Origin of the sequence: Streptomyces vulcanius (assembly GCF_042653945.1) — a bacterium.
Classification (GTDB): Bacteria; Actinomycetota; Actinomycetes; order Streptomycetales; family Streptomycetaceae; genus Streptomyces; species Streptomyces mangrovi.
Genome location: NZ_JBHSFK010000009.1, coordinates 246,113 through 268,262, shown reverse-complemented (window position 1 = coordinate 268,262; position 22,150 = coordinate 246,113). Strand labels below are relative to the sequence as shown.

Below are 22,150 nucleotides of genomic sequence, written 5' to 3'. Positions count from 1 at the left end.
ACAAGGGACCCGCCATCCGTCCGGCGGGTCCCACTGATCAAAACGTAGTGGGAGCCACTGACAACGGTCCCCCCGCCCGTCGACTCAGGCCCGGCCGTGGGCCTCCTGGGAGCGGCGGGACAGCGCGTCGAGGACCACCGCGGCGAACAGCACACCGCCCGTGATCACGAACTGGGCGGCCGGGGGAGTGTCCGTGATCGCCATGCCCGAGGCGATCGACTGGATGACGAGCATGCCGAGCACCGCCGACCACGTCGTGCCGCGCCCGCCGAAGAGACTGGTGCCGCCGATGACGGCCGCCGCGATGGCGTTGAGCAGCAGGACGCCCGTGCCCGAGGTCTGGCTGACCGAGGTGATGCGCGAGGCCAGGAACATTCCGCCGATTCCCGCCATGGTGCCGGAGACGGCGAGCACCGCGGTCTGCACACGTGTGACGCCGAGGCTGGCGCGGCGGGCCGCCTCGATGCTGCCGCCGACGGCGTAGATCTGGCGCCCGTAGTGCGTGCCGCGGAGCAGGATGTCGAGGCCCGCCACCACCACGAGGAAGATCAGCAGGGCGAGCGGCAGTCCCTGGAACCGGTTGAGCAGATACGCGACACCGAACGAGACCACCGCGATGCCTCCCGTGCGGACCAGGACGGCCCGCAGCGAGCGGTGCGGCATGCCGACGGCCCGGCGGCGCCGTCTGTCCTGGTCGGCGACGAGGAAGACCAGGCCCGTGGCCACCGCCGCGAGGGTGTAGCCGACGGCGTCCTGCGTGAAGTAGTAGCTGGTCAGCTTGGCGACCAGTCCGTCCTCGTCGAGGTTCACGGTGCCGCTGTCGCCGAGGACGGCGAGCATCAGCCCGTTCCAGGTGAGCAGCCCCGCCAGCGTCACCACGAACGCCGGCACCCGGGTTCTGGCGATGGAGTACCCCTGGACCGTGCCCGCCACCGTGCCCGCGAGCACCCCGACGACGAGGGCGAGCCACTCCGGGACGCCGTGGTTGACGTTGAGGACGGCGAAGACGGCCGCGGAGAGTCCGCTGACCGAGGCGACGGACAGGTCGAGTTCTCCGATCAGCAGCACGAAGACGATGCCGACCGCGATCAGTCCCGTCCCGACGATGTCGACGCTGAGGTTGGACAGGTTCCGGGGTGAGAGGAAGTTCTCGTTGAGGGACTGGAAGGTGATCCAGACCGCGGCGAGCACGACCACGACGGGCAGCGATCCCAGTTCCCCGGCACTCAGCTTGCGCCGGAACAGGGTGACCCAGTCGGCCACGACCCGGAAGGCCCCGCCGACCGCGCCCCGGACACGCGCCCCACCCGCACCCCGCGCCACCGCGCCCACCCCATCGCCCCCGGACCTGCCACCAGAACCGGTACCGCCCCCGGTCCCGCCGGCCGACCCGGCACCAGCACGCGCGCCCCCACCCGCACCGGCTTCCGTGCCGGCACCAGCACCCGCACCCAGGCCCCCGCCCCCACCCGTCGTCGGCCCGCCGGGCCGGGCGCCCTCGCCCCGTATGCCGTTCCTGGTGTGCCTCATCCCGCTCACCACCCCGACTCCCGGAACGCCGGCCGGCGCGGCACGTTCTCCGTGGCGCCGGTGACGGAGGAGATGATCTGCTCCTGGGACGCGGTGTTGACGTCGAAGAAGCCGTTGTTGCGGCCGAGCCGCAGCACCGCCGCGCGGTCCGCGAGGGCCTTCACGTCGCCCATGTTGTGGCTGATGATCAGCACGCCGAGCCCGCGGTCGCGCAGCCGGTCGATCAGGTCGAGGATCTCCCCGGTCTGCTCGAAGCCGAGCGCCGCGGTCGGTTCGTCGAGGAGCAGCACCCGGGGTTCACCGAGGAGTGAGCGGGCGATGGCGACCGTCTGGCGCTGACCGCTGGAGAGCGAGGCGACGGGCCCGCGCAGATCGGGCACGCGTCGCGTGAGCCGTTCCAGCAGGTCCTGGGTGCGGCGCTCCATCTCCATCTCGTCGAGGAACCCGTACCTGCGGATCTCCCGCCCGAGGAACAGGTTTCCGACGACGTCGAGGTTCCCGCACAGCGCGAGGTCCTGGTAGACGGTGGCGATGCCGAGGTCGCGGGCGTCGTGCGGGCGCCTGATGTGGACCTGCCGGCCCTCCCACTCGATGACGCCCCTCTCCGCCGGGGTCACCCCGGAGATCACCTTGACCAGGGTGGACTTGCCGGCCCCGTTGTCCCCGAGGAGGGCGACCACCTGGCCGGCGTGGATCTCCAGTTCGACGTCGGTGAGAACCTCGACGGCGCCGTAGCGCTTGCACACCCCGCGCAGCGCCAGCAAGGGCGGTTCCGGCACGCGGACCATCTCCTTCCCGGGGCCGGCCGTCGTCGGGGAAGACGGCCCGTCAGGTCAGTCCGGCCCGGGCACAGGCGGCCCGGAGCTGGGGGGTGCAGATCTGCTCGGCCGTGTGCAGACCGTCCTTCACCACGGTCCGTCCGATGTTGTCGGCGGTCACGGACACCGGCGCGAGCAGGACGGCCGGGACCCGCTCGCCGGTCTCCGTCCGCACGTCGCCCGTGGCCACCTCGTCCAGGCTCTGCCCCCGGGCCGCCGCCACGGCCATGGCCGCGCCCGCCGAGGCCTCGGGTTCGAAGGGTTTGAGGACGGTCATGTACTGGTCGCCGCCCACGATGCGCTGCAGCGCCCCGAGCTCGGCGTCCTGGCCGGTGACCGGTGGCAGCGGCGCGACCTTGTTCGCCTTGAGGGCGGAGATGCTCCCGGCGGCGAGGCCGTCGTTGGCCGCGTAGACGCCGTCGATGGCCTCGGGGCCGAGGGCCGCGAGGGCGGAGGACATGTTCATGTTCGCGGTCTCGGTCCGCCACTGGAGGGTGTCGAACGCCTTGCCGATCCGCACCTTCCCGCGCAGCACGGACAGCGCGCCCTCCTTGAAGGAGGCCGCGTTCGGGTCGGCGGGGTCGCCGTTCATCATGACGATCTGCGGGTCGGCCACCTTGTCGCCCATGGCCTGCAGCAGTGCCCTGCCCTGGAGCCGGCCGACCTCCACGCCGTCGAAGGAGACGTAGCCGGAGATCGGGCCCTGGGCGAGCCGGTCGTAGGCGATGACGGGGATGTCCGCGGCGTGAGCCTTGGCGACCGCCGGGCCCAGCGACCTGGCGTCCACGGCGACGAGCACGATGGCGTCGACGTCCTTGGTGATCATCGAGTCCATCTGCTCCTGCTGGGTCGCCACCTCGCCCCTGGCGTTGGCGTGCTCGACCTCGCAGGTGTCGCACAGCTCCTGGATCCTCTCCTCCAGCCGCGGCCGGTCCTGGCTCTCCCAGCGGGCCGTGGTGGCGTCCGGCAGCAGCAGAGCGATCTGCGGGGCGTCGTCGCCGGCGGAGTCGCTTCCGGCGCCCGCCCCGCAGGCGGCCAGGGCGACGGCCGCCGAGACCGCGGTCACGGTGGCGGCCGTGTCGCGTATGCAGGGCTTCATGTGCGCCACCTGCCGTAGAAGAAAAGGCGTCAATGCGGCAATCTGTGACAATCGACGCCGTGGCACCGAGGTGGATATGTTCGGTTAATTCGTATATGCGATTCTGGTGGGTGGGTGCCCCGTTCTCAACCTGTCGGCACCTGCGGCAGGGACGGGAGGTACCGTGCGGACTGGCCTCGACCGGGCCCTGACCTTCGCGGGAGCGACGTCGGCGGCGGTCTACGCGCCCGGCGCCGGGAACGACGAACTCCGGCTGGTGGACGCGGCGGGAGACACTCCCGCCGGGCCCGCGCCGCCGGAGCGCCTCGCCGTGTCCGGCGACTCACCCGCGGCCCGCGCCTTCCGCACCGACCGGCCCCTGTGGCTCACCACGGACTGCGCGCTCGGCGCGCTGCCCCTCGACGCGGAGGGCAGACGGCTCGGCTGCCTCCTGGTCGTGGGGGAGTCGCCGCACGGCTTCGAGGCCGACCAGCGCCGCTTCCTGGAGCGGTACGCCGACGCGGTCGCCGGCATCCTCCACCCCGCGACCGGGCCGCCCGAGCCGTCGTCCCTGCTGGACCCCGCCCTGCGCAGTCTGCGCGTCGGCTCCTTCGTGCTGATCCCGGACACCGGCCTGATCGAGGCCGACGACACGCTGCTCGAACTGGTCGGCATCTCCCCGGACGACTTCGACGGCAAGGCCGACACCCTGCTCGGGCACGCCCTCCCGGAGGACATGCACGCCCTGATGTCCGTTCTGGAGACGTCTCCGGGCGCCGCCACCCGCCGGGACCTGGAGTTCCGGGTCCGCGGTCCCGCCGGTGAGATGCGCTGGCTCAGCCTGAGCTGCCGGGTGGAGCACGCGGACGCCGAGCGGCCCGAGCAGGTGCTGGGCGTGGTCACGGCCACCCCGGTGCTGCGCGGCGGCGGCGACGACGTCTCCCGCATCCAGTGGCTGACGGCCGCCCTCGACGACGCCGTGACCGCCCGGGACGTCGGCCGGGTCGTGGTCGCCGCCCTGCGCGAGCCGCTGGTCGCCGACCGGGTGGCGCTCGCGGCCCTGCAGGACGACCGGCTCATGGTCACCGTGCTCGACCCACCGCAGCCCGGCGCCTGGCCGGACGCCTGGCGCTCCGAATGGCGCACGGAGTGGCCCGACGCGCCCCTGCGCGCCCTGCCCACCCTGCAGGCCGCCCTGAAGGACGGCCGGATGGACCTGTGGCCCGCCGGCACCGCCCTCGAACCCGGTCTCGCGGGCGTCGGCGCCGGCGGTCTCGCCGTCCTGCCGCTGCCCGCGAAGGGCCGCGTCTCCGGGGTCTGCCTGGTCGGCTGGGACCACCCGCACGAGTTCGGCCCCGAGGAACGCTCCCTGCTCACCGCCACCGCGGCCCTGGTCGGCCAGGCCCTCCAGCGCGCCCACGCGCACGACGCCGAGCAGGAACTCGCCACGATGCTCCAGCGCAGCCTGCTCCCGCGCCGCCTGCCCGAACTGCCCGGCGGCACGGCCGTCGCCCGCTATCTGCCCGCCCGCCGGGGCCTGCAGGTGGGCGGCGACTGGTACGACGTCATCGCCCTCTCCGAGGAGCGCGTCGCGCTGGTCATCGGCGACGTACAGGGCCACAGCGCCGGAGCCGCGACGATCATGGGACAGATGCGGACCGCCGTCCGGGCCTACGCCATGGAGGGCCACCCGCCCGACGTGGTCGTCTCCCACGCCAACCGCCTCCTCGTCGCCATGGAGACCGACCTCTTCGCCACCTGCTGCTACGCCGAACTGGACATGGAGGAGGGCAACACCCTCTTCGTGCGCGCCGGACACCTCGCGCCCCTGCTGCGTCATCCGGACGGCGGAACCGAGGAGGTGGAGATCGAGGGCGGGCCCCCGCTGGGCGTCCTCGCGGAGGCCGAGTTCCCCATGACCCAGGTCGCCCTCGCCCCCGGCACCGTCCTCGCCCTGGTCACCGACGGCCTGGTCGAGGCCTCCGACCTGCCCCTGGACGAGGGCATGCGCCGCACCCGCACCGCACTGGCCGCCGCCGACCCCGCCGACCTGGGCGCCATGGCCGACGCGCTGCTCGGCGACGCGGGCCGCCGTGAGGACGACGTGGCCGTGCTGCTGATGCGCTACGACGGCATGCGGACCCGGCCGATCCGGGCCGGCTGGATGGTGTGGCGGCTGCCGGACGCCGTCATGCACGCCCGCCGCTTCACCGCCCGCACCCTGCGCCGCTGGAAGGTGGGCGAGGCGGCCGACGCGATCCTGCTGGTCGTGTCCGAACTCGTCACCAACGCCCTGGTCCACACCCAGGGGTCGGTCCGCCTCGACCTGGTCCTGCGCGGGGACCGGGTACGGGTCTCGGTCAGCGACTCCTCGCCGCGCGCCCCCGCCAAGCCGGTCATCGTGGACTGGGAGTCGACCGGCGGCCGGGGTCTGATGCTGGTCGAGGCGATGTCCGAGACCTTCGGCTCGGTGCCGGTGGCCGGCGGCAAGCAGGTGTGGAGCGAGATCGCCGTACCGGACCACGAGGCCGCGACCCCGCCCACGGAAACAAGCACCGAACTGAGCACGGAAGCCGGTGAGCCGGTATGAGGCCCAGGACCCGCGGAGGAATCCGCGTACGGCACTTCGCGGCGGCCCTCGCCGCGGCCCTCCTCGTCCTGCCGGCCGCGGCCTGCGGCTCCGACGGCGGCTCGAGCGGCGACGGCTTCACCGTCGGCCTGCTCCTGCCGAGCCGCTCGGTGCCCCGCTGGGAACACGCCGACCGGCCCTACATCCAGGCCCAGGTCAAGAAACTCTGCCCGGCCTGCAGCTTCGAATACGCCAACGCCGAGAACGACGCGTCCCGGCAGCGCCAGCAGATGGCCTCCATGATCACCAAGGGGGCCGGGGTGATCATCCTCGACGCCGCCGACACCAAGGCGATGCGCTCCTCCATCCAGGAGGCCCGCCGGGCGGGCGTCCCGGTGCTCGCCTACGACCGCCTCGCCGAGGGCCCCGTCGCCGGCTACGTCTCCTTCGACAACGTCCAGGTCGGCAGGCTCCAGGGCCAGGGACTGCTGGACGGCATGCGGGAGGAGGCGCGAGGCCGGACCGTCGTCATGATGAACGGCGACCCCACCAGCCCCAACGCCTCGCGCTACCGCGAGGGCGCGCTGTCCGTGATCTCCGACCAGGTCAGGATCGCCAGGGCGTACGACACCCTGGACTGGAGCGCGCAGAACGCCCACACCAACATGTCCGCCGCCATCGCCGCCCTGGGCCCCGGACGCATCGACGGCGTCCTGGCGGCCAACGACGAGATCGCCGCGGGTGTCATCGCCGCCCTCAAGAGCGCCGGCGTCACAGACCTGCCGCCCGTCACGGGTCAGGACGCCGACCTGGACGCCGTACGCCGCATCGTCAAGGGCGAGCAGTACATGACGGTGTACAAGCCGTTCCGCAAGGAGGCCGCCGCGGCCGCCGAGATGGCGGTGGCCCTGGGACGCGGCGAGGACCCGCGCGACCGCGCCACGACGACGACCGACAGCCCCACCACCCGGAACATCCCGACCGTGCTGCTCACACCCGTCGCGGTCACGGCCGACGACATCGAGCGGGTTCTCGTCCGGGACGGCGCCCAGACCGTCGGGCAGATCTGCACCCGGGAGCTGCGGGCGGCGTGCGAGCGGGCCGGACTCACTCCCTGACGGCGGACCGTGTCACCCGCGTGTGCGGCAAGCGGCCCCATGCCGTGCTCCGGGTGGGCGACCTCCCGGCCGCGACGGTCGCCCCCGCATCCGGTCCGCCGCCATCTTTCCTCTGGCGCCGCACCCCGGCGTCCTCACGCTCCCCTTACCGCGTCTCACCGTATTCGTGCCCCCTCCCAGGAGAGGTCCATGCCCCGACTGCCACGCCTCGCTGCCGTCACCGCCGCCGCCCTCGCCCTCGGCCCGCTCGCGACGGCGCCCGCGGCGGGCGGCGAGCCGGCCGTGTCCGACCCGCGCGTCGTCGCCCACTGCAGCCTCGCCGCAGGACAGACCCCCGAGAACATCGCACTCGCCCCCGACGGCTCCGCCGACCTGACCTTCGCGGGCTCCCGCCAGGTCGCCAACGTCACCCGCACGGGCGCCACGCGGATCCTCGCGACCCTGCCCGCCGTCGCGAACCCCAACACCCCCGTCGTAGGCTCCGCCGTCGTCCTCGGCATCGCCCGGGCGAGCGACGGCACCCTCTACGTCAACTACGCCACCGGCACCAGCGAGACCGGCATCTGGCGCATCGACCCCGAGGGCGGCGCGCCCCGCCAGATCGCACAACTCCCGCCGGACGGGTTCCCCAACGGCCTCGCCCTCGACGAGCGCCGGGGCGTGCTCTACGCCGCCGACTCGGTACTGGGCGCGATCTGGCGCGTCCCGAGCACCGGCGGCACGCCCACCGCCTGGGTCACCGGCGCCCCCCTCGACCCGGGCAAGACACCGCCCGCGAACGGCATCGGCGCCAACGGCCTGCGCTTCCACCACAACACGGTCTGGGTCTCCAACACCGACGCCGGCACCCTCCTGCGCATCCCCGTCGGACAGGACGGCGCCGCCGGCCCGATCGAGACCAGGGCGACCGGACTGACCGGCATCGACGACTTCGGCTTCGTCGACCGGCACCGCGACACCGTGCTCGCCGCGCTCAACGTCCCCAACCAGGTCGCCCTGGTGCGCCCCAACGGCACCCACACCGTCGTCCTCACCGCACAGGACGGCCTGTCCAACCCGACCGCCGTGGCCGTACGCGGCCGGACCGCCTACGTACTCAGCGCCGCCTACTTCACCCAGACGGACCCGAACCTCCTCCTGGCCCGCGTCAACCAGCGCGAGCGGGGCTAGACGAGTAGTTCCGATGTGGCTCAGCGGTCGTAGGCGATGAGTGACCTGGTGATGGGTTCGCCGGTGGTGCGGTTGTGCCGGATGACGCAGGTCATCGCCAGGATCCGCTGGGCCACGCGGACGCAGACGCCGTCGATGTGCGGCCGCCGCGCGGTTCAAGAGCCCCCGCTCAGTTCCGGGCCACCAGGTCCAGCGCGATGTCGGTGATCATGTCCTCCTGCCCGCCCACCATGCCGCGCCGGCCGACCTCGACCAGGATGGACCGGGTGTCGAGTCCGTGGCGGGCCGCGGCGGCCTCGGCGTGCCGCAGGAAGCTGGAGTAGACGCCCGCGTAACCGAGGCTGAGCGTCTCGCGGTCCACCCGCACCTCACGGTCCTGGAGCGGTCGTACGAGGTCGTCGGCGGCGTCCATCAGCGGGAACAGGTCGCAGCCGTGCTCCCAGCCCAGCAGGTCGGCGACCGCGACGAACGCCTCCAGCGGACAGTTGCCGGCGCCCGCGCCCTGCCCGGCGAGGGAGGCGTCCACGCGCGTGCAGCCGTTCTCCACGGCGACGACGGTGTTCGCCACGCCGAGCGCGAGGTTGTGGTGGGCGTGGATGCCGAGCTCGGTGGCCGGGTCGAGTACGTCGCGGTAGGCGCGGAAGCGGTCGCGTACGCCGTCCATGGTGAGCCGGCCGCCGGAGTCGGTGACGTACACGCAGTGCGCGCCGTAGGACTCCATCAGCTTGGCCTGGCGGGCCAGTTCGGCGGGCTCCGCCATGTGGGACATCATCAGGAACCCGGCGACGTCCATGCCCAGCTCGCGGGCGGCGGCGATGTGCTGGGCGGCGATGTCCGCCTCGGTGCAGTGGGTGGCGACGCGCACCGACCGGATACCCAGGGCGTGGGCCTGCCGCAGGTCGTGCAGCGTGCCGATGCCGGGGAGGAGGAGCGTCGTGGGTACGGCATGGCGCGTGACGTCGGTGACCGCCTCGATCCACTCCCAGTCCGTGTGGGCGCCTACGCCGTAGTTGACGCTGGAGCCCGACAGGCCGTCGCCGTGGGCGATCTCGATGGCGGCCACCCCGGCGGCGTCGAGGGCGGCGGCGATCACGCGGGCCTGGTCGACGGTGTAGCGGTGGCGGACGGCGTGCATGCCGTCCCGCAGGGTGACGTCCTGGACATAGAGACGGGTCATCGGGAGGCCACCTCCGTGGCGCGGGGGGCGGCCATGCGCTCCGCGGTGCGCAGCGCGGCCGAGGTCATGATGTCGAGGTTTCCGGCGTAGGCCGGGAGGTAGTGCGCGGCGCCCTCGACCTCCAGGAAGACCGAGACCTTGAGGGCCTCGCCCGTGCCGGGGGCGGTGAGGGTGTGCAGCGGGTCGTCGGCCGGTACGCGCTCGAACTGCACCTTCTGCTTGAGGCGGTAGCCGGGGACGTACGCCTGGACGCGGCCGACCATCTCCTCGACCGACGCCGTGACGGCCTCGGTGGCGCACTCCGGGACCAGACAGTGCACGGTGTCCCGCATGATCAGCGGCGGTTCGGCCGGGTTGAGGACGATGATCGCCTTGCCCCGGGCGGCCCCGCCGACGCGCTCGATGGCGGAGGCGGTGGTCTCGGTGAACTCGTCGATGTTGGCCCGGGTGCCCGGCCCGGCGGAGCGGGAGGCGATGGAAGCGACGATCTCGCCGTAGTGGACCGGCGCGACGGCGTTGACCGCGGCGACGACCGGGATGGTTGCCTGGCCGCCGCAGGTGACCATGTTGACGTTCGGCGCGTCGAGATGGGCGTCGCCGTTGACCGGCGGGACGACGTACGGGCCGACGGCGGCCGGGGTGAGGTCGACCAGCGTCCGGCCGAGCGGGCGCAGCACCTCGTCGTGGTGGCGGTGGGCACCCGCAGAGGTCGCGTCGAAGACGATCTCGACGTCGGCGAACTCCGGCAGCCCGACCAGCCCCTCGACGCCCTCGTGGGTCGTGGCGACCTTCAGGCGGCGGGCGCGGGCCAGCCCGTCGGAGTCCGGGTCGATACCGGCCAGGGCGACGATCTCCAGGCTCTCCGACAGCCGCAGGACCTTGATCAGGAGGTCGGTGCCGATGTTGCCGGAGCCGATGATGGCGACCTTGGTGGTACTCACTGGCTGTCCCCCTCGGTGGGAAAGACGACGCGGACGGATCCCAGGCCGGTGATCCGGGCCTCGAACGTGTCGCCCGGGGCGGCGGGGGTCATCGGGCCCAGGGCTCCGGTCAGCACCAGGTCGCCGGCGCGCAGTGGTTCGTCGCGCTCGGCCAGCGCGGAGGCCAGCCAGACGGCCGCGTTGAGGGGGCTGCCGAGGCAGTCGGTGCCACTGCCCTCGGAGACGGTCTCGCCGCCCCGCGTCATGGCCATGGACACGGTCCGCAGGTCGACGGCGGTGAGGGGTACGGGCGTGGCGCCCAGGACGTACAGGCCGCTGGAGGCGTTGTCGGCGACCGTGTCGACCAGGGAGATGTCCCAGTCCGCCACCCGGCTGTCGACGATCTCCAGGGCGGGCAGGGCGAAGTCGACCGCCCGCAGCACGTCCACGACCGTGCACGCGGGGTGCGGCAGATCGCGGCCGAGCACGAGCGCCACCTCGGCCTCCACCTTCGGCTGCAACAGGCGCCCGGCGGGCACCTCGCCTCCGTCCGGCACCGCCATGTCGGCGAACAGCGCGCCGAAGTCCGGCCGGTCCACACCGAGCTGCCGCTGTACGGCCGGAGAGGTCAGGCCGATCTTGCGGCCGACGATCCGGCGTCCCGCGTCCAGGCCGCGCCGGACGTTCAGCTGCTGCACGGCGTACGCGGTCTCCAGGTCACCGCCGTCGTCGAACAGCGTCCGCACCGGCGGACAGGCGGCCCCGGTCCGGGCGGCCTCCGCCAGCAGATCGGCGGCCTTGACCACGGCCGGTGGTGTGGGCGGCATGCGATACCTCCAGGGAAGGTGGGTCCTGCTCCGGTACTCCGTAACCGGTACTCCAGGACTCCGGTATAGACACCATCCGCGGGACGCGACAAACTCCGTTCCGTGACACGGAACAACGACGGCGGAAGCATGCTGGAGAAGGCGGCGATCATCCTCGATTGCTTCAGCCCCAGCGGCGGACCGTTCCGCTTGTCGGAACTCTCGGTGCGGGCCGGCCTGGCGAAGCCGACGGTGCACCGGCTGGCGGCCGACCTCGTCCGGCTGGGCTGGCTGGAGCGCTCGGGCCCGCACTACCGGCTCGGCGCCAAACTCTTCGAACTCGGCTCACTGGTACCGCACCGGCTCGACTTGCGGGAGGCTGCCCTGCCCTTCCTCCAGGACCTCTTCGAGGCCACCCGCGAGACCGTACACCTGGGCATCCGCGACGGCATGGACGTCATCTACCTGGAGCGCATCCACGGCCACGAAGCCCTCGCGTTGCCCTCCCGGATCGGCGGCAGCCTCCCGCTCACCTGCACCGGCGTCGGCAAGGCCCTGCTCGCCTTCTCTGGCGCCGAACTGATGGAGGACGTGCTGTCCCGGCCGCTGCCGAGCCTCACGCCCCACTCGGTCACCGACCCCGGGCGGCTGCGCATGGCCCTGGAGAAGATCCAGGTCTCCGGCCTCGCCTACGAGGAGCAGGAGGCCGCTCCCGGCGTGAGCTGCATCGCCGCCCCCGTGTTCGCCGGCGGCACCGCCGTGGCCGCCCTCTCGGTGGCCGTACCGCGCGAGCGCTTCAGCCCCGCCCAGCTCGCCCCGGCGGTGCGGACGGCGGCGCTGGGGTTGTCCCGGGTCCTGCGGGGAGGCGCCTGAGCTACGTGCCGGGTGCTGCGGGGAGGCGCCTGAGCTACGTGCCGGGTGCTTCCAACCCCGGCTCGGTTCCGGGCGCCGGGTTGAACACCGGGTGGTGGCTCTCCGGCGGGGCGAGATACGCGGCGGCGGGCAGCCCGCCCGTGTCGACGACGATCTGGTCCACCACGATCCCCGGATCCACCATGAAGATCCGCAGGACGTGCTCCCCGGGTGCGGCCACGGTCACCGTGCCGGTCAGCTTCTCGACCCCCTCCTCCACGTTGCGGGCCCACGCGTCCCCCCGGTTGCCGGTGGCGATGTTCTGCCCCGTCAGTACCGTCACCGGCTGCTCGTCCAGGCCGATCGCCAGCCGGCGCGCGCCGCGCTCGTCGAGGGAGGGCAGCCGGAGGACGGTGACCGGGAAGACGCCCGTGCTCGTGAACCGCACCCGGTACCGCAGCTCGGCGGCCCGGGACGCGTGCCCCTCGGTGACCGGATCCGCCGTCGACGGCACCGCCTCCACCGCACCCGTACGACGCCCCAGACCGGGTACGGTCCGCCAGCCGGCCCCGCCGCGCGCCACCCTGCGCTCGGTGTGCCGGGCGTCGATCGAGACGAACCCGTTGGCCTCGACGAACCCCCGGGCCCGGGCAGCGGAGTTGACGACCAGCAGCGGCACCTCGAAGCGCCGGTCGGCGGAGGTGAAGGTGACGGACGCGTCGAGGGTGCCCGCCGGTGCCAGGGCCCAGTCGATCTCCGCCCAGACGCGGGTCTGCTCGGTGAGGGAGCCGCCGGACGAACTCAGCCGCACCCAGGGGTGACTGGTCTCGGCAGCCCAAGTCAGCGGCAGGAAGCCGATGTTGAAGACATCCACGAACCGCCGGTCGCGGGTCAGGGAGGAGAACGCGAGGGGCCGTTCGGCGCCCGTCTCGTTGCCCTCGGCCGCGATGCCCAGTCCGGAGGTCTCCTGCTGTGCCACCCGGGTGACGGAGGGGCGGCCCGGCGCCTTGGGGATCTGTGAGGGATAGGGATTGACGATGCCGTCCCACTTCCCGCCCGCCACCGCGGTGTTGTAGCGCTTGGTGAGCGCGGCCTCCTCGGTGTGCGCCGCCTCGGCCAGGTCCGCGAAGCGATTGGTGCCGGCGCCCCGGCCCTGCCGCACGGCGAGCGTGTTGCGGTCCGCCCAGTAGTACTTCAGATTCATCAAGTAGGCGCCGTGCACGGGGTATTCGACGAGTTCGTAGAACGCGTCCCGGTACTCGGCGGGGAGTTCGGCGCCCACCGCGCGCACCCGGGCCAGCAGCCGGTCGTAGGCGGCCATGCGGCGCCCGGCCTCGTCCCCGTGATGGATCACGGAGAACACGTTCCGGTCGATGAACTCCGGTCTGCGCTCCGCCGCGAGCCGGTGGTACTCGGTGCGGATCGCGGCGAGCTCCGGCCCGTGCCGCAGCCCGAACTGCCGGCCGTACCAGGCACCGAGGAAGTCCTCGGCATCGCCGCCCGCCCGCCGGTCCATGTCCCAGGCCAGGTCCATGGCGAGGGACAGCCCGGTCTCGATCGACTTGACGTCACCGACGTTGAAGATCCACATCCGGTCCACGCCGTGCTCGTACACCCGGCGCAACTCCTGCCAGACCTTGGCCGGTTGGGTGGTGTCCAGCCACAGATAGCTGCGGGGCCGGCCCCAGTAGGAGAGGTGGTAGTAGATCCCGTTGCCGCCGGCCCGGGCGCGCTCGCTGCCGTCCGGCAGCTGGCGCATGTTGCCGTGGTTGTCGTCGGGCCAGATCAGCGTCACGTCGTCGGGGACCCGGACGCCCGCGTTGTACAGGTCCAGGACCTCCTTGTACGGGATGAAGATCTGCGGCTCGGCCGCCGCACCGACCTCCTCCGCGAGGATCCGGCGCTGGTCGGCGATGATGTCGTTCATCACCGCGACCTTCTCCGGGATCGTCGTGGCGTTCTTCGTCTCCAGCGCGGTGTCGTGCAGCCCGCGCATACCGATCGTCCAACTGCTCTCGTACGCCGCGTTCTCCCGGGCCCTCGCCCGCCAGTAGTCCGAGATGACACCGGGGTTGACCGTGTAGTCGTACACCGGCAGGGCCCCGTCCTCGCCCCGGTGTTCCTCCGCCCAGGGCGCCCACTCGTGGACGCCGTTGCGCAGCAGGGCCTCCGGGTGGCTGGAGCCGACGACGAGGCCGTAGCGGTCGGCGAGTTCGGGGTTCTCGCGGTACTTGTTGAAGAAGTCGGAGTACGGATGCATCGCGGGCCACAGGTAGTTGGCCTTGAGGCGGAGCAGTAACTCGAAGACGCGCTCGTAGGTCTTCGGGCCGATGTTCTTGTCCGGCTCCTGGGTGCGCTGGGACCAAGTGGTCAGGTTCTGCTCGTCGTTGATGAAGACGCCCCGGTAGCGCACGGACGGCTCCGGCCGTACGAAGGGCCCGGCGGGCACGGAGAGGGCCGCGCGCCGCTCGACCGGTACGTCGGCCCACCAGTACCAGGGGGAGACCCCGATGCGCTCCGAGGTGTCGTACACGCCGTAGACCGTGCCGCGCCGGTCGCTGCCCGCGATCACCAGGGCGCGGTCCACACCGGGCAGCGGACGCTCCACGATCCGGGTCACGGAGGCCTCCCGGCGTCCCGACACCCGCGAGACGTCGAGCCGTCCGCGCGCGACGAGCCGGTCGACGACCGGACAGGCGCCGAGCGTTCCGACGAGGATCAGCCCGGCGGCCCGGTCCGGCAGGGTGTGCACCACCTCCGGCCGGACCCCGGTCACCCGTTCCACGTCCGCCTGGAGGTCGCCGGCCACGCGGAGCACGGCGGGGTCGTCGGCCGCGTCCACGTGGATGGCGACCGCCGTACCGTCGTGGACGAGGGTGAAGTCCGGGTGCTGCGGGGAGGCGGAGGCGGTCGGCGCGGCGGGGAGGAACGGGACGACACCGGCGGCGGCCATGCCGCGCAGGAACGACTTCCGGGTCAACGGCGAGTGCGGCACGAGGACTTCCCTTCCGTGCGGTGCGGCGGACGGCGGGAGTGCGGGTCCGGCATGGGTTGGTCCGGCATGCGCTGGTCGCATGGATGATCTGGCATGGCCATGCTAGAAAGCGCTTGCCATGCGGCACCCTAGGCCAGCCTCGGAACGCGCGTCCATAAGTGTGCGCGGATCAGTCGCCGCGCAGCCGGTCGCGCTGGAGGTGGCGGGCGAGTGCGCGGCGTACGGAGGTCGACGCGGTCGCGGTGACCTCGGCCGGCAGATCGAGGGCGCGGCTGATCCGGTCGTAGGCGTCACGGTGGCCGGCGGGCAACGCGGCGCGGTGCAGACGCAGGTCGTCCTCGACGAGGCGGCGCAACTCGTCGACGTTCCTGGGGGTGAAGTGCTTCCGCCCCCGGCCGAGGGCCTCGACGTACCGGGTGCAGTGCGCGGTGCCGTCGAGAGTCTCCGAGATCTCCTCGGCCAGGCCCCAGAGACGCCCTTCGAGCCAGGGGATGTCCTGCTGGTCGAGGGTGAGATCCATGGGGGGTGCGGGGGTGTGCGCGTTCCGGCCGGTGAGCTGCTTCGACACGGCGGGCTGGCTCATCCCGGCGAGCCGCGCGATGGTGTCCTGGGTCCAGCCGAGGCCGGCGAACACCTGGACCATCTCGGCGCGCAGCTTCCGCATCTCCTCGCCCGCGCGGATGACCTCGTTCATGTCGCCGAGCAGCCGGGCGGCCTGCTCCTCGGTGAGGCCCTCTTCGCCTGCTGTGCTTGCCACAACCCGGTTATACACCCTGGTGGCCGAGCATAACCAGGTTGTATAACGTGGTTATGACTGTCAGTATCCGGAGCATGCCCACTTTCCGCGCACCCGTTTCCGTGTTCGGCGCACCCGACGGAACCCGGCTCGCCTACCGCGAGCTCGGCGCCGGTGCCCCGCTCGTCTGCGTTCCCGGCGGCCCCATGGACTCCGACTATCTGGGCGACCTCGGCGGTCTGTCCGCGCACCGTCGGCTGATCCTCCCGGACCTTCGCGGCACCGGCCGTTCCGAGCGGCCCGAGGACCCGTCCTCCTACCGCTGCGACCGCCTCGTGGACGACGTGGAGGCCCTGCGGATCCACCTCGGGCTGTCGGCGATCGACCTGCTCGGCCACTCCGCCGGTGCCAACATCGTGACGCAGTACGCGGCCCGGCACCCGGCCCGGGTCACGAGCCTCGCCCTGGTCACCCCCGGTACCCGTGCCGTCGGCATCGAGATCACCGGGGAGACCCGACGCGAGCTCGCCCTGCGCCGGCGGGACGAGCCGTGGTTCCCGGAGGCGTACGCCGCCCTGGAGGCGATCACCGAAGGGGTGGGCGGCGACTGGGAGGCCGTGGCTCCCTTCTTCCACGGCCGCTGGGACGCCACGGCCCGCCGCCACCACGAGTCCGCCCGGCCCGCCGACGAGCAGGCCGTCGCCCTCTTCGGGGCGGAGGGCGCCTTCACCCCGGCGGCGACCCGCGCGGCGCTCGGCGCGGTGAAGGCGCCTGTCCTGCTGCTCGCCGGAGAGCTCGACCTCAACAGTCCGCCCCGGTCGGTGGGGGAGTTCGCGGAACTGTTCCCGCACGCCGCGTTCGTCGTACAGCCGGGCGCGGGCCACTATCCCTGGCTCGACGACGCCGAGCGGTTCGTGGCGGAGATCTCGGCGTTCCTCGACCGGGGCGACGGCTCAGCGGCCCAGCGCGACGAGGCCGTCGGCCGGTAGCCGTCGGTCGGCGCCCCCGGGAAGTCGGACAGGTTCCCGGCCACCGGTCCGGCCCGCCGTCACAGCTCACGAACATCCCGGCTGCTCGGCCGGCGGGGGCCCGGGGCGCAGGCACCAAGAGCGGCGGTCGCCGAGGCCACGAACATCGGCAGTGCGAGGAAGAAGCGGTCGGCGGAGGCCTGTTCCCGCTGCTCCGTGAGCCAGGCGGCCTTCCGGTCCTCCGGGATCGTGCGGACTCCGTCCGTCAGGCCGGTCAGCAGGGGCAGGGCCGCGGGGCCGGTGAGCACGGTCGTACGGACCTCGACCGTCACGTCGTCGAAACCGGCGTCCAGGAGCAGGGCCCGGTAGGCGCGGGCGGCGCGCGGGGAGATGACGCGGTCCGCGCGGGCGTGTACCAGGGCGCGGGTGAGGGCCGGGTCGTCGGAGTCGACGACCGGCATGTCCCAGTCCTGCCCCACCGGGAGGATCCGGCCGCCGGGCACCAGGACCCGCCGTGCCTCCGTCAACGCCCTCTCCGGCTCGGCGAGTTCGTGCAGCACCTTGTCGGCACGCCAGCCGTCCACCGACGCGTCGGGCAGCGGGAGGGTGTACGCGTCGCCGTGCCGCAGGTCCGCGCCGGGCCACCGCTCACGCGCGGCGGCGATCATCCGCTCGCTTGCGTCGACGCCGATCGCCCGCACACCCCGTTCGGACAGCTCGGCCACGGCCCGGCCACCGCCGCAGCCGACGTCCACGACGGATGAACCGGCCGTGACGCCGAGCAAGTCGTAGGAGAGAGCACGCAGTTGGGCGGTGCCCGGCAGACGGTCGGCCGCATCGAGGCGTTCGAGGAGAGAGGAGTACGCGTTGGTCACGCACCCAAAGCTGCGACTTGATGTCGGCATGAAGTCAAGCGAGCACTCCTTGGGCATCGGCGCACTCGCCGCCCGCTTCGGACTGGCGCCGCACGTCCGGCACTGGGAGTCGGGCCTGCTCAGCCCGGCCCGGGACGGCGCGGGCCGTCGCCGTTACGGGGCCGACGACCGCGGGTCGCCGTGGTGCTGCGGGCCAAGGAGGCCGGGCCGCCGCTGGACGCCATTCGTGCCCTGGTCACTGGGTCGGCCCGGCGCACGGACCTGCTGCGGGTGCAGGCCGACGCGCTCCGCTCCCGGATCGCCGCCGCGCAGACGTCCCTCGCCCTCGTGGAGTGCGCCCTCGGCTGCGCCCACGAGGACGTCACCAGGTGCCCGCACTTCCGGCAGCCGACCGGCGCGACAGGGCGGGCCGGGGCTGAGTAGGCTCGCCGGCATGCGGATCTCCGTTTCCTCGGACATGGACGAACCCGTGGCCCGCTCGCTCGTCTCGGAGCTGCGCGGACGCGGACACGACGTGGTGACGTACGGCGCGCTGCGCCCCGGCGCCGACCCGCAGTGGGCGGTCTGCTCGGAGGCCGCGGCTCGGGACGTGGCCGACGGGACCTCGGCGCAGGCCGTGGTCTGCTGCTGGACCGGCACCGGCGCGTCGATCGCCGCGAACAAGGTGCCCGGCGTGCGGGCCGCCCTGTGCGCCGACGCCTACACCGCGGACGGCGCCCGCCGCTGGAACGACGCCAACGTCCTCGCCCTGAGCCTGCGCCTGACCTCGGGCCCCCTGCTCAAGGAGATCCTCGACGCCTGGTTCGCCGCCAACCCGAGCGAGGACACCGAGGACCGGGGAAACGTGGCGCACATCGACCGGATGGACCACCCTGTAGCCGGGGCCTAGCCGACCAGACGGCGGCGCCAGTCCAGCGGGGTGACGGTGATGGCCCGGGCGGGGTCGTGGTCCCACTCGGTGCGCAGGCCGGCCGCTTCGAGGGCGGTCACGATCTCGTGGCCGATGGCGCTGGTGGTCTCGGACGAGCTGTCGAAGCCGCCGTAGAGGAGCATCAGTCCGTGGCCGAGTGCGGCGGAGTCCGTGCACTGGGTGTGGAAGTAGACGAAGCCACGGGCGTCCGGCCCGGCTTCGTCGCCTATCTCCGACTGTCCGCAGCTACGGCAGCAGGTGAAGTTCTCGCGGGCGGTGACACCGCTCTCCCGCAGTGCCGCGAACGCGCGGGTGAGCCGCTCGGGGTCGGTCTCGCCCCGCCAGGCGGCCTGCTCGGCGACGCGTTCCAGCCACATCCGGTCGACCAGTGCCTCCGCCTGCTCCCGCGAGACGGGCCGGCGGTCCGCGGTGACCAGGTAGTCCTCGGCGAGCTCGGCCAGCTCCGCACGGGAGGCGTAGCCCCCGACCAGCACCTGGCGGACCCGCTTCGTCAACTCCTCCCGCTCGCCCTCGGCGAGGTCGAGCGGCGCCACCTCGCGGGCGGGGCCCATGTCCAGCGGTGACCAGTCCAGACCGGCGGCCCAGCCGGCCTCCTGGCGGGCCCAGCCGGCAAGCGCCGCGCTGACGGCCTCGGGCCCCTCGGCCGTCGTCTCGAAGTGCCGGTCGGCGGCGCCGTCACGGTACTCCAGCGTGTAGTCGCCGCCCGCCCTGTGCCAGACCTGGGCGAAGACATCAGGCAGGTCCGGTATGCGCTGGAGCACCAGGAACAGGTCACCGTCCGCGCCGATCCGCCGGACCAGCCCGGCCAGCTCCTCGGCCGACACCCGCACATGCCGTTCCCGGTTCTCCGTCTGCACCACGATCTCCAGCATGCGCAGACTCTGACACACCCCACTGACAACGGGCCTCCCGGTGCCGTTCCCCCGGATGGCCCGGCCGGGCCTGTCGGGTCGCCGGTGTGCGGGGAAGGCGAGGAGAGTACGGACGGCACCCGCCCGCCCCACCCTCGCGATCCCGATCCGGAAGGGACCCCGACATGTCCGCCGACACACACCCGGCGTCCACCCCGCTCGCCGACGACGAGCTGAGGACCCTGGACGCCCACTGGCGCGCCGCGAACTACCTGGCCGTCGGCCAGATCTACCTCATGGCCAACCCGCTCCTCACCGAGCCGCTGCGCCCGGAGCACATCAAACCCCGGCTGCTCGGGCACTGGGGCACCTCGCCCGGGCTCAATCTGATCCACACCCACCTCAACCGGATCGTGCGCAACCGCGACCTCGACGCCTTGTGCGTCTGGGGCCCCGGGCACGGCGGCCCGGCCGTCGTCGCCAACTCCTGGCTGGAGGGGTCCTACACCGAGATCTATCCGGACGTCACCCGGGACGCGGCCGGTATGACCCGGCTGTTCCGGCAGTTCTCCTTCCCGGGCGGCATCCCCAGCCATGTCGCGCCGGAGACGCCCGGCTCGATCCACGAGGGCGGTGAACTCGGGTACTCCCTCTCCCACGCCTACGGCGCCGCCTTCGACAACCCGGACCTGCTGGTGGCCTGTGTGATCGGCGACGGCGAGGCGGAGACCGGGCCGCTGGCCGCCTCCTGGCACTCCAACAAGTTCCTCGACCCGGTGCACGACGGCGCCGTCCTGCCGGTCCTGCACCTCAACGGCTACAAGATCGCCAACCCGGCGGTGCTGGCCCGGCTCCCCGAGCCCGAACTGGACGAACTCCTGCGCGGCTACGGGCACGACCCGATCCATGTCACCGGGGACGACCCGAACGCCGTCCACCGCGCCCTGGCCGAGGCCATGGACACCGCCCTCGGCCGTATCGCCGCCCTCCAGCGCGCCGCCCGCGAGGAGGGCGCCCGCGAGCGGCCCCGCTGGCCGATGATCGTACTGCGCACCCCGAAGGGCTGGACCGGACCCGCCCAGGTCGACGGCCTGCCCGTCGAGGGCACCTGGCGCTCCCACCAGGTGCCGCTGACCGCCGTGCGCGAGAACCCCGACCATCTGCGCCGCCTGGAGGCATGGCTGCGCTCCTACCGGCCCGAGGAGCTCTTCGACGACCGGGGCCGGCCCCGCCCCGACGTCCTCGCCTGGATTCCCGAGGGTTCCCGGCGGCTCGGCGCCACGCCGTACGCCAACGGGGGACTGCTCCTGCGCGAACTCCCGCTGCCCGCCCCGGACACCTACGCGGTCCCGGTGGACAAGCCCGGCACCACCCTGCACGAACCCACCGCCGTGCTGGGGGAGTTGCTGGAGGACGTGATGCGGGCCACCGCCGACCGCCGCGACTTCCGGCTGGTCGGCCCCGACGAGACCGCCTCCAACCGCCTCCAGGCCGTCTACGGCGCCACCGGCAAGGCCTGGCAGGCACAGACGCTCCAGGTCGACGAACACCTCGACCGGCACGGCCGGGTGATGGAGATCCTCTCCGAGCACACCTGCCAAGGATGGCTGGAGGGCTACCTCCTGACGGGACGTCACGGACTGTTCTCCTGCTACGAGGCGTTCGCGCACATCGTCGACTCGATGGTCAACCAGCACATCAAGTGGCTGCGCGTCACCCGCCGGCTGAGCTGGCGCGCACCCATCGCCTCCCTCAACTACCTGCTCACGTCGCACGTCTGGCGCCAGGACCACAACGGGTTCTCCCACCAGGACCCCGGTTTCGTCGACCACATCCTCAACAAGAGCCCCGAAGCCGTACGGGTCTATCTGCCGCCGGACGCCAACACCCTTCTCTCGGTGGCCGATCACGCCCTGCGCAGCCGGGACTACGTCAATGTGATCGTGGCCGGGAAGCAGCCCTGCTTCGACTGGCTGTCCATGGACGCCGCCCGCGTCCACTGCGCGCGCGGCGCCGGGATCTGGGACTGGGCAGGCACCGAGAACGGCGGTCGCGAACCCGACGTCGTCCTCGCCTGCGCGGGCGACGTCCCCACCCAGGAGGTGCTCGCCGCCGCCCAGTTGCTCCGCCGCCAACTGCCCGAGCTCAGCGTCCGCGTCGTCAACGTCGTCGACATCGCACGCCTCATGCCGAGCGACGAACACCCGCACGGAATGAGCGACTTCGAGTACGACGGCCTGTTCACCCCGGACAAACCGGTGGTGTTCGCCTACCACGGCTACCCCTGGCTCATCCACCGACTCGCCTACCGCCGCACCGGGCACCAGAACCTCCACGTGCGCGGTTACCAGGAGATCGGCACCACGACCACCCCGTTCGACATGGTCGTCCGCAACGACCTCGACCGCTACCGCCTCGTGATGGACGTCGTCGACCGCGTCCCCGGTCTCGCGGTGCGCGCCGCCGCCGTACGGCAGCGGATGGCGGACACGCGGCAGCGCCACCACGAATGGATCCGGGTTCACGGCACCGACCTCCCCGAGGTCGCCGACTGGTCCTGGGACGCCTGAGACGGCCCGAGGCGGGACGGCCGGGGCGGCTGGGGCAGGGGCTCACCGGCCGCCCGGCGGGGCGCACACACGGGGGCGGACGGCGCAGGAGAAGGGGCAGGAGGCGGGCCGTCGTGCGCCCTGGTAACCCGCCGCGCCCGGTGCCTACAGTGGTCGGCCAGCCCTGCGGCGCGGACATCCGGCGGG

18 protein-coding genes and 1 pseudogene are annotated in these 22,150 nt (G+C 72.8%); 8 read left to right on the top strand and 11 right to left on the bottom strand.

The features are described 5' to 3' along the window. Positions 1-84 precede the first annotated feature (84 nt). From ACFPIH_RS16555 to ACFPIH_RS16545, 3 genes are all read right to left on the bottom strand, one after another. Positions 85-1,323: a sugar ABC transporter permease gene (locus tag ACFPIH_RS16555; protein WP_381172231.1), complete on the bottom strand. Its 1,239-nt coding sequence runs from the start codon at positions 1,321-1,323 to the stop codon at positions 85-87. 212 nt (positions 1,324-1,535) lie between these two features. Then, positions 1,536-2,318, bottom strand: coding sequence for an ATP-binding cassette domain-containing protein (locus ACFPIH_RS16550; RefSeq protein ID WP_381172234.1), 783 nt, complete (start codon positions 2,316-2,318; stop codon positions 1,536-1,538). 40 nt (positions 2,319-2,358) lie between these two features. Continuing rightward, positions 2,359-3,447, bottom strand: coding sequence for a sugar ABC transporter substrate-binding protein (locus ACFPIH_RS16545; protein ID WP_381172236.1), 1,089 nt, complete (start codon positions 3,445-3,447; stop codon positions 2,359-2,361). Positions 3,448-3,610: 163 nt separating this feature from the next. Between ACFPIH_RS16545 and ACFPIH_RS16540 the strand changes: the two genes are divergently transcribed. The 3 genes from ACFPIH_RS16540 (at position 3,611) to ACFPIH_RS16530 (ending at position 8,283) form a co-directional block, all read left to right on the top strand. Continuing rightward, positions 3,611-6,016, top strand: a complete 2,406-nt coding sequence (locus tag ACFPIH_RS16540; RefSeq protein WP_381172238.1) for a SpoIIE family protein phosphatase — start codon at positions 3,611-3,613, stop codon at positions 6,014-6,016. Then, positions 6,013-7,113 (top strand): substrate-binding domain-containing protein, encoded by a 1,101-nt coding sequence (locus ACFPIH_RS16535; protein ID WP_381172240.1) that lies wholly within the window; start codon positions 6,013-6,015, stop codon positions 7,111-7,113. The genes ACFPIH_RS16540 and ACFPIH_RS16535 overlap by 4 nt, the downstream gene beginning before the upstream one ends. Positions 7,114-7,302: 189 nt before the next feature. Next, entirely contained in the window at positions 7,303-8,283 is a 981-nt protein-coding gene (locus ACFPIH_RS16530) for an SMP-30/gluconolactonase/LRE family protein (protein WP_381172242.1), read from the top strand. Positions 8,284-8,303: 20 nt separating this feature from the next. On the opposite strand, the pseudogene ACFPIH_RS56515 reads toward ACFPIH_RS16530, so the two are convergent. The 4 genes and pseudogenes from ACFPIH_RS56515 to ACFPIH_RS16515 form a co-directional block, all read right to left on the bottom strand. Continuing rightward, positions 8,304-8,443: pseudogene (locus ACFPIH_RS56515) on the bottom strand (IS982 family transposase); the annotation flags it as partial. Positions 8,444-8,452: 9 nt separating this feature from the next. Next, positions 8,453-9,460: a 4-hydroxy-2-oxovalerate aldolase gene (dmpG, locus tag ACFPIH_RS16525; protein ID WP_381172244.1), complete on the bottom strand. Its 1,008-nt coding sequence runs from the start codon at positions 9,458-9,460 to the stop codon at positions 8,453-8,455. After that, the gene (locus ACFPIH_RS16520) at positions 9,457-10,401 is read right to left on the bottom strand and encodes an acetaldehyde dehydrogenase (acetylating) (RefSeq protein WP_381172246.1); all 945 of its coding nucleotides are present in this window, start codon (positions 10,399-10,401) and stop codon (positions 9,457-9,459) included. The genes dmpG and ACFPIH_RS16520 overlap by 4 nt, the downstream gene beginning before the upstream one ends. After that, complete coding sequence (locus ACFPIH_RS16515; protein WP_381172249.1) at positions 10,398-11,207, bottom strand: 2-keto-4-pentenoate hydratase; 810 nt, start codon at positions 11,205-11,207, stop codon at positions 10,398-10,400. The genes ACFPIH_RS16520 and ACFPIH_RS16515 overlap by 4 nt, the downstream gene beginning before the upstream one ends. 129 nt (positions 11,208-11,336) lie before the next feature. Between ACFPIH_RS16515 and ACFPIH_RS16510 the strand changes: the two genes are divergently transcribed. After that, on the top strand, positions 11,337-12,059 hold the full coding sequence (locus ACFPIH_RS16510) for an IclR family transcriptional regulator (RefSeq protein WP_381172755.1): 723 nt from the start codon (positions 11,337-11,339) through the stop codon (positions 12,057-12,059). Between the two features lie 34 nt (positions 12,060-12,093). Here the strand turns inward: ACFPIH_RS16510 and ACFPIH_RS16505 are convergent, their stop codons facing one another. Beyond that, positions 12,094-14,991 carry a glycosyl hydrolase 115 family protein gene (locus ACFPIH_RS16505; protein ID WP_381172757.1) on the bottom strand — a complete coding sequence of 966 codons (2,898 nt, stop codon included), beginning with the start codon at positions 14,989-14,991 and terminating at the stop codon, positions 12,094-12,096. Between the two features lie 211 nt (positions 14,992-15,202). Next, positions 15,203-15,790, bottom strand: coding sequence for a sigma-70 family RNA polymerase sigma factor (locus ACFPIH_RS16500; protein ID WP_381172251.1), 588 nt, complete (start codon positions 15,788-15,790; stop codon positions 15,203-15,205). 74 nt (positions 15,791-15,864) lie between these two features. Between ACFPIH_RS16500 and ACFPIH_RS16495 the strand changes: the two genes are divergently transcribed. Continuing rightward, on the top strand, positions 15,865-16,758 hold the full coding sequence (locus ACFPIH_RS16495) for an alpha/beta fold hydrolase (RefSeq protein ID WP_381172254.1): 894 nt from the start codon (positions 15,865-15,867) through the stop codon (positions 16,756-16,758). Positions 16,759-16,817: 59 nt separating this feature from the next. Here the strand turns inward: ACFPIH_RS16495 and ACFPIH_RS16490 are convergent, their stop codons facing one another. Beyond that, a complete protein-coding gene (locus tag ACFPIH_RS16490) occupies positions 16,818-17,612 on the bottom strand; it encodes a methyltransferase domain-containing protein (protein ID WP_381172257.1) in 795 nt (264 codons plus the stop codon). Between the two features lie 183 nt (positions 17,613-17,795). On the opposite strand from ACFPIH_RS16490, the gene ACFPIH_RS16485 reads away from it, so the two are divergent. Continuing rightward, on the top strand, positions 17,796-18,035 hold the full coding sequence (locus ACFPIH_RS16485; protein ID WP_381172260.1) for a hypothetical protein: 240 nt from the start codon (positions 17,796-17,798) through the stop codon (positions 18,033-18,035). Between the two features lie 10 nt (positions 18,036-18,045). Beyond that, positions 18,046-18,501, top strand: coding sequence for an RpiB/LacA/LacB family sugar-phosphate isomerase (locus ACFPIH_RS16480; protein ID WP_381172263.1), 456 nt, complete (start codon positions 18,046-18,048; stop codon positions 18,499-18,501). Here the strand turns inward: ACFPIH_RS16480 and ACFPIH_RS16475 are convergent. Next, complete coding sequence (locus ACFPIH_RS16475) at positions 18,498-19,415, bottom strand: DUF6891 domain-containing protein (protein ID WP_381172267.1); 918 nt, start codon at positions 19,413-19,415, stop codon at positions 18,498-18,500. The genes ACFPIH_RS16480 and ACFPIH_RS16475 overlap by 4 nt on opposite strands. A 164-nt stretch (positions 19,416-19,579) precedes the next feature. On the opposite strand from ACFPIH_RS16475, the gene ACFPIH_RS16470 reads away from it, so the two are divergent. Next, positions 19,580-21,964: a phosphoketolase family protein gene (locus ACFPIH_RS16470; RefSeq protein ID WP_381172270.1), complete on the top strand. Its 2,385-nt coding sequence runs from the start codon at positions 19,580-19,582 to the stop codon at positions 21,962-21,964. The last annotated feature ends 186 nt before the right edge of the window (positions 21,965-22,150 follow it).